Source organism: Arthrobacter gyeryongensis, assembly GCF_039543785.1.
Lineage (GTDB): Bacteria > Actinomycetota > Actinomycetes > Actinomycetales > Micrococcaceae > Arthrobacter > Arthrobacter gyeryongensis.
In genome coordinates, this window is record NZ_BAABKK010000022.1 from 73,713 (window position 1) to 87,663 (window position 13,951).

A 13,951-nucleotide genomic window follows, 5' to 3' on the forward strand; every position below is an offset into this window, starting at 1 on the left:
TTTCGAATAGGCTTGTAGGACGCCCACCGTAGAGGTCTTACTTGGAACGTGGATGTGGTTCATGTTTCGGGTAGGGCCTCAGTTTTTACCAAAGGGAACCACCAGATCTGGTGGTTCCCTTTTGTGTGTCGCCGGGCCGCGCGGTGCGCCTGTGCGAGTCCCGACGACTTGGCTCGGCGATCGGCCTGTCGGGCTAGATCACGATATCTGGAAGAGCCGCACGCCGAGTCCTTCGATGTCGTCGTTGTACCTGCCCTTTGTCTTAACGAGGTTCCGGCGTTCGTAGAGCACCTGCACCGGATCGTTTCCCCGCCCGGCGAATGAGACCGTGCGGGCTTCTTCGGACAGGTTGACCATGAATAGGTAATCACGGTTACCAAAGCGTCGCGTGGTCCACCGCAGCTCATCATCGCCAGCGACCCGGATCGATGACGCTCGTTCTGTGGAGAGGATGACCGGCGAGAGCTCCCGGATCTGGGCCACGACCGTCTTCGCGTTGTCCAGTAGCGTGCGGTACGGGACACCACTGACGTCGTTCTCGATGTCGAATCGGGAGTAGTACAGCAGTCCGGTCGCACCGGCCACGATGGCCTGCCACGACATGCTCCGGACCTCGGCCAGGTTCGGCGGACGCATTCCGAAGTGCTTGTAGTTGCCGAGGTTGTGCAGTTGGATGACCGGCCAGATCGCAGTGTTGGGCAACTCCCGCACGGTTGCTTCGGTGTGGGTGAAGACACGGCGGGGGATGTCGGTCGGCTTGCCGAAGATCGGGTAAGGGTCCGTTCCGAAGGCGTCGGTGACATACTGGGCGTCGTCACCGGCCCACACGCGGTAGTCGACCGAGTAGCTCGGGTGGTTGGGATCGTTGTCAGTAACCGACGTATATCGCGGACGGAGGCGGCCGGCCTGGCTGTCGGCGGGGGTCTCGTCGTTGATGTACCAGCCCAGGAGCGAGGGGTGGCCTTTGTACTGGTTGATCTGGTTGGCGTCGGCATTCTGATCATTGAACAGGGTCGTCATCCCGCGCGCTTGGGTCTCGTTGAGGATTTGCGGGGACGGTACGTGGTAGGACAGAACCGTGGTGAACCCCGCGTATCTGAGATCGTCGAGGTTCTGCACGGTGGTCGGCCCGTTGTACGCTCCGATTGGGAAGTACAGCTCGCCGTTGCGCCGAACCCTTCCGTGCGAGTCGAGATAGCTCGTTGGCACCTCATCCATACGGAGCTTCCGGAGGGGGAACGTCTTCTCGGACGCGGTGGCACCGTCTCGGGTGCGCGCGCTCACCCGCAGTTGGTAGGACCCGTCGCGCAGCCTCGAGACCGGGCTGGTGTACCTCAGCTGGGACGAGCCCTTGAAGGATTTGGTGTCGACGCGCTTGCCGGCGGCGTCGCTGAGTTCGACCTGTATTTGGTAGTCGGTGGCGGGGCTTCCTGACGGGGGGAAAACTCCGATCCGAAGGTCGATTTCCTGGTGTTCGCCGGGGATGAGCAGGCCGCGATAGGCCGGGGCCGCGAGGGTCGCACGCAGGAGGCGCGCTGTGTATTTGATGATGGTGAGGTCGTCATACCAGGCCGTTCCGGTGGCGCCGCGGCTGAGGAAGAAGATGGCCTTCATGTAGGCGGCTCCGGCCGGTGCCGCCTGTGGCGGCACGGTCAGCTGGACCCACTCGGTGGATTGGGTTGTGCCGGTGTAGCCGCCGGTGAGGAAGGTGCCGTCTTCGGCGTACCATTCCACGCAGACCGACGCCCCGCCGTTTTGCATGCCGGCGGTCTTTACCCACACCGAGGCCGAGACGGGAACGAACGCGTCGGTGGTCCCTGGGATCTTTTTGCCGGCAAAGACATAGGTGGTGCTGTATGCCCGGGTGTAGCGCAGCGACGCATTGCCGGTGCGGTGTTGTGTCGAGTCGTAGGCGGTGTAGTCCGATACCCACCCGACGTCCGAGTCCTCGAACGAGGTCTGGTAGACGGCCTCGGTGGTCGTGTCCAGCAGGTTCGCCCTAGGCACCGAGGCGGTCTCCTGGCTTGCTTGAGCGGAGCCGGGAAACAAGGCCGGACCGAGGAGCCCGAGCGCGGCGCCGCCGAGCATCAGCGTTCGTCGGGAAACTCCGGATTCCCGGCCTTCGCCGTCCAGAGTCGCGGCGTGCGGGTGACTTGAGTCATTCACAATTTCTCCTATTGTTCAGCCGGAATTGATGTGAAGCAGGTGCTATGGGAGCAGTTCGAAGTTCACGCTGGATCCTGCGCGTCCGGCGGTAGGCACCCGCAGCGTGAGCGTCCCTGTTGCGTCGCGCTCCAGTTGGACCCTCGCTGCAGAATTCACGCGCGTGAATTTGGTTCCGGCGAGGATCAGAACTACCTCAGCGGCAGATCCCGTCGGATCCGACACCGCGAGCTTGGCGACCCCCGGTGACTGCCAGCACAAGACGACGGCGGCTTTGTCAGAAGCGAGTTCTCCCACCTGAGCTGGCTGCCAGAAAGATGCGGCCAGTAGTTTGCCGATCCTCGCGCCCTGGGCTTTCGCATCGTTGCGGAGTACTTGCGGCGCAGTCCACGTAGCTGTCTGCTCCGGAGTTGCGCCGGGCATGAGGGCGTAGGCGTAGGACGCTCCCGCCGGCGCCGCACCATGGTCGATGACCATCGTGGCGTACTCCCTATCGAGGATCTGGGTAGGGCCGTTGCTGTTGACGTCCCGCCAGGCACCCGAGCGTCGCTCCCGCTGGACTGTCAGCGGCTCGGAGCCCAGAAGCAGGTAGCCGCCGACGCCTTCGACGTGAGCCCAGCGCGCGGCTGGGTGGACTGATGGAGCGCCGGATGACGCTGGCAGCACTGCTCCGTCGACGCTGATCTTCCTTCCACCGGTTGCACCGAGGTTCCGATGCTCCACCACGCTCTCCACGCGGGCTCCGCTGCTGGTGTGGATGTCCGAGCCAAGGGCCAACACCATCTCGGGCGTGAAGAACCAGGACTTTCGCGCGCTCAGTCCTGTCCCTCCCGGTCCCACGAGATGGAAGCCGACGGCACCAAAGCCGTCCCGGGATACGCCGCCGGTCCATTCGTTGGCGGGAGCCCTCGAAGCCCATTCGCCCTCGACTTTGGGCGGCAGCGGGGTGGTGTCCGCTGTGATACCGGGCAGGCGGTTGAGGTTGGCGGTTGGCCAAAAGTTGTCGTCCCAGTGTCCTGCATCGGCACCGTAGAGGTAGAGCAGTCCGGAGCCGGTGTGGTAGCCGGTATTGTTCTCACCGTTTCCGCATTCGTACCACGCTATGCGGCGGCTGGACAGCCCCAGCGCTGTAACCCACCCGTCGCCCCGGAACACTGAGCGGTCCATGGCTGGGAAATATGTGTGGCCCGTTGGTTCCGGCTCGGCCACGGTTGTTGTGGCGAAGAGCTCTTTGATCAGGGCGACGCGGGTGATGCTGGCCCAATTCAAGGGACGAGTGACAGTGTTGCGGTGAAGCCAGCCAAGGCAAAGGGAGCGCCAACGCGCGGACATCGCGGCATCGACACCGCGGGCCAGCCAGAGAATTGCCTCGATGGCCGCGATGCCATCGTCAAATCCACGTGAATCGGCTCGGGAGATCGCCCGTCCGCGTACTGAGTCCATCATCAATCCGTCGTGGATGAACGGGGCAAAGGAACGTTCGACAACATCGAATAGGATGCTGCGGGAAGGGTCCGAAACAGGGTAGGCCGATGGTCCCAGCAGGGAGAACAGCCGGGCAAGCCCATTGAGCAGGACGACGCCGTACGTACCCGTGTATCCCAGCTTGAAGTGCTGGATGAAGGAACCGTCTGCATAGAAGCCGTCGCCCTTGGTGACGTATTGCCAGGTCGGGCTGAGCGCTGTGATCGCCGCCTGCAGCCGGGCCGTGTCCCCACCTACTATGGACCGGATGATGATTGCCCGGCAGATGTCCACACGGTTGGCGCCCTCGGAGATCACCTTGCCGCGACTGTCCGGGAACTGAAGCGTTGGGTCCGGGATGAAATGGTCTATCGCCCCGCAGTACTTGGCCACCTGCGCTTCGCTGACATGCTCCCGGACTACTGCCAGTGCGTCCGCGAGGGCATTTGGTGTGCCGATCTCCCAGTTCCACCAGTTCCCGAATTCCTGCTGACTGGCGTTGTAAACAAGCCGGTCACCGTCTTCAAGCCCGGCTAGGATTTCGGCCAGCACCGTGGAGCTGCCTTGATGCCTGGAGCCCGGCGTGGCCCAGGCTGTGGCCATCTGCGCCAGGCGCTGGTACGTAGTGGTGATCTTTGGATCCGCGCTGAGGTCGGCATCGGTGAAGATCCTGGTCCTGGAGCCAACGGTGACAAGCAAGGATCGCGAGCGATCTACCGCGCTGTCCAGACGGGTCAAGGCGCCGACGAAGTCCTGGTCCGTCGTCGTTATCACTATCCGACCGGTCAGCTGGTCCACCCAGCGTTGCCGGAGCATCTCGAGGTCCGCGTCCGGAGCGGCGTTCGCGATCGGGGCGAAGGCGCTGCCCAAAGCAACCGCCAGGGCCAGGGTTCCGGTTCCGCGGAGGAGATTGCGTCGGGAGACATTTAGTTGAGACACGGTAACACTCCTTGTTAGTGGTTGGGATCGAATAGTCCAGCCCGGTTACGAGGGAGAAAGCATAAGGATGCTGGGCTTGCTAAGCCGAGTAGGACAGGATTTCGGGTTTGACCGTGCCAAGCAACGGCCTTTCGGCAACGAACCGGCTGACTTCGCGGAACGCTGCGTCCCCGAGGCGGCGCAGTTCATTGCCCTGTGAACCGGAAATATGGGGCGTGAGAAGCAGGTTGGGGGCTTCGAACAGGGGTGAATGCCTGGGAAGCGGATCTGGGTCAGTGACGTCAAGGACGGCGTTGAGGCGTCCCGAATCCAGTTCGGCCAAAAGTGCATCGGAGTCCACCAAGCTTCCCCGTGCGGTATTGATCAGCGTTGTGCCTGAGCGCATCAACGAGAGAGCGGCGGAGTCGATCATGTGGAAGGTTTCAGGGATGGCTGGCGCATGAAGACTGACGACGTCGCTCGTGCGAAGCAGCTTATCCAAGGTCACGGGCCGTGCGCCGACAATTTCGTGAGTGACGAAAGGGTCGTAGAACACTGGGTCCACATCGAAAGGTGCAAGGAGCTCGATGACGCGTCGTCCGATTCGTGAGGCACCGACGATGCCTACTTTGAGACCGTAATTCCCCCAGTAATCCGGCTCCTCTTCAAAAGGCCTGAACTGCTTTGTTGTTCGGTACACGCCGGCCAGTTCGAATACTCGCTTGCCCGACATGAGAATGGCTGCGAGGGTGTATTCGGCCACAGGGAGTGCGTTGAAGTCCACTCCTGAGGTAACGGCGATGCCGCGGCGAAAGAGTTCGTCGGTCGCAAATCCCTTGACGGAGCCGGCTGTGTAGATCACCGCGCGCAACTGGGGCATTCTGGACAGCGTCCGTTCGTCGAGTAGCGGGCATCCCCACCCACCAATAAGCAGTTCGAGTTCTTCCAGGTCCGCATCGGTCGCGATCTCCTGGGTAATGGGAATCGGATGAAGCTGCAGCATGGCGTCAAGGTCGTGCCGTACTTGCCGGGAAAACAAACGGTCCGGGAGATGTGGGTGCATGGCCAAGGCGGCCTTCGGCCGCTTAATGGTCGCGAATTCGTTCATGGGTAATTGAGTGCTCCTTGTCCGTGCCGGATATGCCCGCGTGAAAGCGACAATGCGGCAATTCTGGCTGCTTCCTGACATGTCCTTCGCGTCCCAACTACATGGTGGTGACGGGCACCGAAGGGGTCAACCTCAAACGATCAAACGGTCCAAAAGGTTGCCCTGAAGTTCAAGGAATTTACCCGCCAGCCTAGGCAGGTCCAGCATGATCGTTTGATCGTTTCTGCTTGACCCGTTCATTCTTTCCCGATCAACATGGGTGTGATTAGGGACACATCGAAAGGGGTCACTATGCGAAAATGTCGCAGAGCACTCATGATTGCCGTCGGGATGCTTACAGCCGTAGTCGTGGCCGGTTGCTCCTCCGCTGGCGGAACTACTGACACTGCACCGAAAGAGACGACGGAAATTACGTTCTCTTCCTGGTTGAGGGGATCGAAACAGGTAGTAGATGCCTACAACAGCGCGCAGAACGAGGTGCACGTTACATTCAAGGAGGTGGCGAGCGCCGGGGATAACTACACCCAACTGACGAACCAGGTGAAGGCTGGAAATGCTCCGGATGTGGTCACGGTTGAGTACACGAGGGTCACGGAGATGGCAAGCCAGGGGGTCCTTAAGGACATCAGCAAGGAAGCCGGAGCCCTAGTCAAGGACAGTTACCCTCCATTCATTCAGTCATTGGTGAATTTCGGGGGCTCGACTTGGGCGGTGCCGTTGGATGCAGGCGTCCTGCAGCTTTATTACCGGGCAGATCTTTTTGAAAAGTACGGCATTGCCGTGCCGGTGACGTGGGAGGAGTACAAGGCCGCGGCCAAAAAAGTAGCAGCTGCAGACCCGGAGGTGCGGATTGGCGCAAGCGCTGCCGGCGACTCCGTGCTCTATGCTGCACTGGCTTGGCAGAACGGCGCCAAGTGGGCTTCTCTAGAGGCAGATAACTGGAAGATCAACATCGACACCCCGGAGACCCGGGAGGCGTTCAAGGTTCAGCAAGATCTGCTGGACGCCAATCTCGTCTGGAGCGACAAAGGTCCGGTCTTGAAACAGAAGCAGGCCTCCGGCAAGATCCTGTCCGTCATCAGCGGATCCTGGTACGCAGCCGGTCTGCAGGCCAGCTTCGCAGATCAGTCCGGCAAGTGGCGCGTTGCGCCCCTGCCGTCTCCGACGTCGAAGCCGTCGGCTGCCCTCTATGGCGGATCGACGTTCGGCCTTTCGAAGAACAGTTCAAAGGCCGATGCCGGGATGAAATTTATCAAGTGGATGACGACCAACCCCGATGGGATCAAGGCACGCGTTGCCGGCGGTTCGTCCAGTGTCTTCCCTGTGAATGAAAAAGCTCGCACGGCTGCAGCAGAAGCCTTCAAGACGGATTTCTTCGGTGGCCAGAACATCTACGATGTTGCGACGAAGGGCATGGCCGCCGTGCCGGAAGGCTGGGTGTGGAGCCCTGCCTACGCCACCACGGCTGCAAAACTCGAAGACGAGAGCACCAAGGTGGAAAGCGGCGCATCCAAGTTTGCGGATATGTTTGGCCCCGCGCAGCAGGCAACGGTGTCCGACCTGAAGAACCGTGGCATCTCCGTAAGATAATCACTCCGCGTGGCTGCAGATCCGATGGTAGGCAGCCACGCCAAGGCACACCGGAAGATGCGCCTTCCGAAGGGAAATTCAATGCTAACCGCCACCACGCCCACCCAAAGCAAGGCCGCCCGCCGTCTACGACGCAGATCGGGCACGCACGCTCTCCTGTTTCTTGCCCCGTTCTTTGTGCTGTTCATTTCTTTTACCATCGCTCCCGTTGCCTATTCCGGTTTTCTCAGTCTCTTTACGGAGAAGACCAGTGGGCTGGGCTTTGGCGGGGCGACGAAGGCATTCGTCGGCCCGGCAAATTATCTACGCGCCATTCAGGATGCCGGCTTCCTTTCAGGGTTCCTGAACATCGCCATGTACTGCTTGCTATACATCCCGGTCATGATCGGTTCGGCGTTGGTCATTGCGCTCCTCCTGGATTCCGCGGCGGCTCGGGCGAAATCGTTCTTCCGATTGACCTTCTACCTGCCGAACATCGTCCCAGGACTCATAGCCGCAATCATCTGGATGTACCTGTACACCCCAGGCATCAGCCCCTTGGTCGATGTCTTTGAAACAACCGGGGCGACGTGGGACTTGGGAAGCCAAATGGCCGCACTGTTCTCCCTGTCCAATCTCGCCATATGGCTTCACACCGGGTACAACGTCATTCTCTTCTACGCCGCACTGCAAGCCGTACCGGAGGATATCCTCGAAGCCGCGACCGTCGATGGTGCCGGCGCTGTCCGGATAGCCCTTGCCATCAAAGCGCGCATGATCTCAGGCGCAGTCACGGTGGCCACTTTGTTCACGGTCGTCGGAGCCATGCAGCTATTTGCGGAGCCACTCCTCCTCAAGTCGCTCTCGAGGGCCATCGACGGCGGCTGGACACCAAACATGTTCATCTTTCAGACGGCCTTCGACCGGCACGACTTTGGGTACGCAGCAGCCACCTCGCTGATGTTTGCTGTGCTCATCGGAGGACTTTCCTGGGCTGTCACTAAACTCGGCTCAAAGGTGAATTCATGACTCCCACCACCGTCACCACGCAAACGCCACAAGCGCGGCGAACCCCACCACGGCAGCAGGGGCGGGATTCAGCGCGGCGGCCGCACCGCGGCATGAACTGGTCGTCGAAGACGGTCGTCAATCTCGTGCTGGTGCTCTTCTGCCTCTACACTCTCCTTCCACTGACATGGCTGCTGATCGCAGCAACAAAGAACACCCCGGACCTCTACGGCACCCCCGGCTTCACCTTTGCAAACTTGAACCTGGTGGACAACCTGGTCGAGCTCTTCACCTGGGAGGGCGGCACATACTTTCGGTGGCTGCTCAATACCTTTGCCTACGCAGGCCTTGGGTCCTGCGCATCCGTCGCAGTATCTTTCTTGGCCGGCCACGCTTTCGACAAGTTCGACTTTCCTGGCAAAGAGCGCTGGTACGGGTTTGTCCTGGTGGGGGTTCTGGTTCCGGCTGCGGTCACCACCATGCCCTTGTATCTCATGGCGTCCGGCGTCGGGCTTGTCAATACGTTTTGGGGAGTGTTCCTCCCCGGCATAGCCAGCCCATTCGGCGTATATATTGCGCGGATCTTCAGCTCAAGCTACGTGCCCAAGGAAATGATCGAAGCGGCGCGGCTGGACGGAGCAGGGGAGTTAAGGATTTTTCTCAAAATTGCAGCCCCGTTGATGAAGCCGGGAATCGTCACGGTCTTCCTCATGTCCTTCAGTGCGAGCTGGAACAACTTCTTCCTACCGTTGGTCATGCTCAGCGATTCCAACCTCTTTCCGGCCGCCCTGGGCATCTACTCCTGGCACAGCCGTGTGGGGGCAGATCCTGAATTCGCGCACTTGGTGGTCATCGGTTCCCTCGTCACCCTCATCCCGGTCGTGGTGCTCTTCGCTTCCCTCCAGAGATTCTGGAAAGCAGGCATAGGGTCAGGAGCCCTCAAATGACCATGATCCACCGATGCGGGCGGCCGCGGATCACCCCGTTCCAACCAAATGCGCCCCGGCAAACGATCAGGAACTGTAGCATCAGCTCAAACTCTGGGTCAGCAATCGGCACACTTGGTAATTCCTTCGGAGGTTAGGTGAGGGCAAAGGACCGGTACGCAGCCATTGAACGGGAACTCCGTTTGCATGGCAAAGCCAACGTGAATTGGTTGGCGAAGGCTCTGGGAACATCGGTAATCAGCATCCGCCGAGACCTGAATGTGCTTCAGGAACGCGGTGTCGCGAAGAGGATCCACGGCGGCGCGGTATTTGTGGGAGATCCGCTGCGTCCGCTAAGCGTTCCACACGCCGGTCCAAACCATTCTGGAGCAGAGGCGCCGAGCGCCGGGGTGTTCACGGAACGATCTCCGAAACGGGATGACGAAATCATCGGACTGATCGTCCCGGGGGCAGCGTACTACTATGCGGGAGTCATCGCCGGAGCAGAGGAGATGGCCAATTCTCTGGGATTCAGGCTCGTCCTTGCAGTATCTGGCTATTCCGGAGAACGCGAGCGCAAACAAGTCGAGCGACTCATTGCGATCGGAGCCAAAGGTCTCATCATCGCCCCTTCGGTACACGCCTCCGAGGATGGCACTACATATGACGTGCTGTCCGGCCTGAACATTCCGGCCGTCCTCATGGAAAGGAACGCCGATCTCCAAAGACTTGACGTGGTTTACTCCGATCATGCCGTTGGAGCCGCCGAAGGACTGAAGCACCTTGCCGACCTTGGCCACATGGGTGCAGCCCTAATCGCTGGGGCGCACAGCCCCACGACACCAGGTCTGGCTTCAGGCTTTGAGCGCGCCCAAAAGTGGTTTCATCCCGACCGTTGCCGCACGTTCCTTGTGCCTTCACTCGTCTGGGACGAGGAACGAACGAAGCAACTCCACGACGCCCTCGACTGGTGTCTGGCACACGGAACCACAGCCGTTCTTGTCCATTCCGACGAGATGGCTCTCCTTTTTGCGCAAATTGCCCTAGCCCGAGGACTCAGGATACCCACAGATCTTTCCATCGTCGCCTATGACGATGAAATTGCAGCCCTAGCTGACCCACCCCTGGACGCAGTGTCCCCGCCAAAGCGCGAAGTAGGGCGCCAAGCAGTGAAATTGTGCGCTGAACGATTGGAAGCAGGCACCACCGCCGCACCACCGCGGCACATAGGGCTTCTTCCCCAATACATCCATCGTAGGTCCACCGCGCCTCCGCAGCATGGCTGAATCGCAAGGCCGTCAGCATGCCTCCACCACTTTGCCAACCGATTACGGTTTACTATGAGGCATCAACGCCCGGAGGGTAGTGGTCATTCGCGGGCCCATCGCCGAGCAGTCACCGACAATACAGGGGGATAGTCCTTGGTAACTATGGCCGATGTGGCGCGGGTAGCTGGCGTTTCCCGAAGCACTGTGTCCTATGCGCTCAGTGGTGTCCGGCCGATTGCGCCCGAAACGCGGGAGCGCATCCTGCAGGCCATGTCCGACCTTGGCTATACGCCGAACCTGCTCGCCCAGGGTTTGGCCGGCAAACGTACCGGCATCGTCTCCTTGATTTTTCCGGTCGGGGAGCAAGGCATGAACACCACGGAATTCGAGTACGTCCAAGGTGCTGCCGAGCAAGCGCGCGCTGACGGATACCATCTCCTTCTGTGGCCAATGGACCCCGACGACCTGGGTGAGATGCAGCGGATCGTGGCCCAGGGCCTCGTAGATGGAATCCTCCTGATGGAAGTCAGGTCATTCGACGAACGGATTCCTGTCCTGCTGGAAACCGGTGTTCCCTTCGTCACGATCGGACGGCCAACGAATGCTGATGGCCTGACATTCGTGGACGCAGATTTCGAAGCGATGGGGGAGTTGGCTGTGTCCCACCTCGTCAGCCTGGGGCACACGGAGATCGGTCTTGTGACGCATTCGCGGGAGTCCCTGGACACCGGATACGGCCCGATGGTCCGATCTTGGGATGCCGTGGCAGCTGCCGCGTCGAGCCACGGGGTCAGCGCTCGGCTGTACCCAGCCACGAGCTCACTTGCCGGTGGTCGCGAGGTGTTCGGGCAGATCCTGGAAGAATCTCCGGAAACAACCGGGCTCGTGATGATCAACGAAGCGGCTACAGCCGGCCTTCTGGGTGCGGCGGCGGCCCACGGTTGGCGAGTCCCCGAGTCTCTCTCCATTGTCGCGATCAACACCAGTGCCGGCTCCGCGGAGCGCTTCATGCCCGCCCTGACGACGGCGTCCGCCGAACCGAGCGTCATGGGGCGTCAGGCGGCACAATTCCTTACGCGGCGCCTCAAGAGTGACGGCGCGGATGCCGTGCAGTGGCTCGCTGAACCGGTGCTGACGCTGCGCGGAAGCACTGCCGTGGCACGGACAACCCAGCCGTAGAACCGCCTCGCCGTTCTGGTGCAGTCCGCCAATTCGAGGCATTCATTACGCGCTCTTATCGCACGTGATTGTGACATTTGACACACCGTCGCGCCGCCAACTACTGTCGAGCCATCGACCCGCGTCGACAAGGCGCGTCGACGAACGGCGATGAAATTCCTCCGGATACAACTTGGGGGATGGTCACCGATCAGTGTTCCCGGAGACTAAGGAAGTAAGTCGTGCTTGGAATCATTCGGTACCAATCCTCCGAATTGACGATGCGGTTGATGTCACGCAAACCGGAACGGGAATTCCCCGGCTTCCGCCGCGGGTCCACGAGCAACCGCGTCCCCTTGTTCTCCGGCGTTCAAGGCCCCGGAATAGTGCGTGGACGGAACCTGGAGACCGCTGCCTGCTTCTGAGTTCCGGGACCGCGCGCCTGCGAGGCCAATGGTGCCCGCGCATAGCATGTAAGCGCTTGCCCTGTGCCGGTTGTGCCCGCAGAGGCCTCCCCACCCGGCCCCGCGGTGGTCCCACCCCTAGCCAACATCTCCCCAATCATCACAACAACCTCTTGGAGGTAACCCGCATGGAAACGTCGACCAAACCGGCCCAGTCCGCGTTCGAAGGTGGCCGGAAGTGAAAGCGATTCGACGGTTCACGGTACGAACGGTTCTGCCGGAAGCAATCGCCCCGCTCGCACGATTGGCGAAGAACCTGCGCTGGTCCTGGCATTTGCCGACACGCGAACTGTTCTCCGCGCTGAACGCCGAGGCCTGGGAACAAAGCGAGCGTGACCCCATGACCTTCCTGGGCTTGGTCAGTCGCGAGGAACTGCAGGAGCTCGCCGCAGATGGCGCCGTCGTCGAGCGTGTCCAGCAGGCGGCGGCGGACCTGGACCGGTACCTGAGCGAGCCGCGCTGGTACCAGGGCCTGGGTCAGGATGCTCCGGCGTGCATCGCGTATTTCTCGCCTGAGTTCGGCATCACCGAGGTGCTTCCGCAGTATTCGGGCGGCCTGGGGATCCTGGCCGGGGACCATTTGAAGGCCGCTTCGGACCTGGGCGTGCCGCTGATCGGCGTCGGACTGCTGTACCAGGCGGGCTACTTCAAGCAGTCCCTGTCCCGGGACGCATGGCAACAAGAGACCTACCCCGTCCTGGACCCGGACGGCCTGCCACTGACAATGCTGCGTGAGCAAGACGGTTCGCCGGCTCTAGTCACGCTTCCACTGCCGGGTGACCGGACGCTGCGGGCGCACATCTGGCGTGCCGACGTCGGGCGCGTGCCGCTGCTGCTGCTCGATTCGAACGTTCCGGCCAACGACGACGCCGCGCGCGGGATCACGGACCGCCTCTACGGCGGCGGCGGTGACCACCGCCTGCAGCAGGAGCTGCTGCTGGGCATGGGCGGGGTGAAGGCGCTGCGCGTCTACCAGCGCCTCACCGGCACCCCGGCCCCGGAAGTGTTCCACACCAACGAAGGCCACGCCGGGTTCCTGGGCATCGAACGCATCCAGGAGCTCATGTCCTCCGAGGCCCCGCTGAGCTGGTCCGAAGCCCTCGCCGCCGGGCGCGCGTCCACGGTGTTCACCACCCACACCCCCGTGCCGGCCGGCATCGACCGTTTCGAGGCCGTGCAGATCAGGCACTTCTTCGACGCCGGCCTGGCCCCGGACGTCCCGGTGGAAAAGGTCCTGGACCTGGGCCGGGAAAACTACGACGGCGGCAACCCCGCGGTCTTCAACATGGCCGTCATGGGCCTGCGCCTGGCGCAGCGGGCCAACGGCGTGGCCAAACTCCACGGCGTGGTCTCCCGCGAGATGTTCTCCGGGCTCTGGCCAGGCTTCGACCACTCCGAAATCCCCATCACCTCCGTCACCAACGGCGTCCACGTACCCACCTGGATCGATCCGAAAATGAGCCGGCTCGCCGCAAAGTACTTCGGCAGCACTGACGTGGATGCCACCGGCTGGGACAAGATCTACGACGTAAGCGATGCCGAACTTTGGGCCCTGCGAGGCGAGTTGCGTTCTGCTTTGGTTGACGACGTACGCAAGCGCCTGCGATCTTCGTGGAAGAAGCGTGGGGCGGCCGATGCGGAGCTGGGCTGGACGGACGCCGTGCTGGACCCGGACGTGCTCACGATCGGTTTCGCCCGGCGCGTGCCCACCTACAAGCGCCTGACCCTGATGCTCCGGGACCCGGCAAGGCTCAAGGCGCTGCTGCTGCACCCGAAGCACCCCATCCAGCTGGTCATCGCCGGCAAGTCCCACCCGGCCGATGACGCCGGCAAGAAGATGATCCAGGACCTGGTGAAGTTCACCGACGACCCCGCCGTGAGGCACCGGATCGTGTTCCTGCCCAA

Annotated in this window: 9 protein-coding genes; 6 read left to right on the forward strand and 3 right to left on the reverse strand. The window is 61.6% G+C overall.

Annotation, left to right across the window (positions count from 1 at the left end):
• Nucleotides 1–198: 198 nt before the first annotated feature.
• The 3 genes from ABEA18_RS15555 to ABEA18_RS15565 form a co-directional block, all read right to left on the reverse strand.
• On the reverse strand, nt 199–2,166 hold the full coding sequence (locus ABEA18_RS15555) for a hypothetical protein (protein WP_345450486.1): 1,968 nt from the start codon (nt 2,164–2,166) through the stop codon (nt 199–201).
• 42 nt (nt 2,167–2,208) lie between these two features.
• Entirely contained in the window at nt 2,209–4,566 is a 2,358-nt protein-coding gene (locus ABEA18_RS15560; RefSeq protein WP_345450488.1) for a polysaccharide lyase 8 family protein, read from the reverse strand.
• 79 nt (nt 4,567–4,645) lie between these two features.
• Nucleotides 4,646–5,653: a hydroxyacid dehydrogenase gene (locus ABEA18_RS15565; protein ID WP_345450490.1), complete on the reverse strand. Its 1,008-nt coding sequence runs from the start codon at nt 5,651–5,653 to the stop codon at nt 4,646–4,648.
• 315 nt (nt 5,654–5,968) lie between these two features.
• Between ABEA18_RS15565 and ABEA18_RS15570 the strand changes: the two genes are divergently transcribed.
• The 6 genes from ABEA18_RS15570 to glgP all read left to right on the forward strand — a co-directional run.
• Nucleotides 5,969–7,243 (forward strand): ABC transporter substrate-binding protein, encoded by a 1,275-nt coding sequence (locus tag ABEA18_RS15570; RefSeq protein WP_345450492.1) that lies wholly within the window; start codon nt 5,969–5,971, stop codon nt 7,241–7,243.
• Nucleotides 7,244–7,324: 81 nt separating this feature from the next.
• Entirely contained in the window at nt 7,325–8,251 is a 927-nt protein-coding gene (locus tag ABEA18_RS15575; RefSeq protein WP_345450494.1) for a carbohydrate ABC transporter permease, read from the forward strand.
• Nucleotides 8,248–9,177 (forward strand): carbohydrate ABC transporter permease, encoded by a 930-nt coding sequence (locus tag ABEA18_RS15580; RefSeq protein WP_345450496.1) that lies wholly within the window; start codon nt 8,248–8,250, stop codon nt 9,175–9,177. The genes ABEA18_RS15575 and ABEA18_RS15580 overlap by 4 nt, the downstream gene beginning before the upstream one ends.
• A gap of 137 nt (nt 9,178–9,314) precedes the next feature.
• The gene (locus tag ABEA18_RS15585) at nt 9,315–10,442 is read left to right on the forward strand and encodes a substrate-binding domain-containing protein (RefSeq protein WP_345450498.1); all 1,128 of its coding nucleotides are present in this window, start codon (nt 9,315–9,317) and stop codon (nt 10,440–10,442) included.
• A 153-nt stretch (nt 10,443–10,595) separates the two neighbouring features.
• On the forward strand, nt 10,596–11,603 hold the full coding sequence (locus ABEA18_RS15590) for a LacI family DNA-binding transcriptional regulator (RefSeq protein WP_345450500.1): 1,008 nt from the start codon (nt 10,596–10,598) through the stop codon (nt 11,601–11,603).
• 621 nt (nt 11,604–12,224) lie between these two features.
• A partial coding sequence (gene glgP, locus ABEA18_RS15595; RefSeq protein WP_345450502.1) for an alpha-glucan family phosphorylase occupies nt 12,225–13,951 on the forward strand: 1,727 nt, incomplete at its 3' end.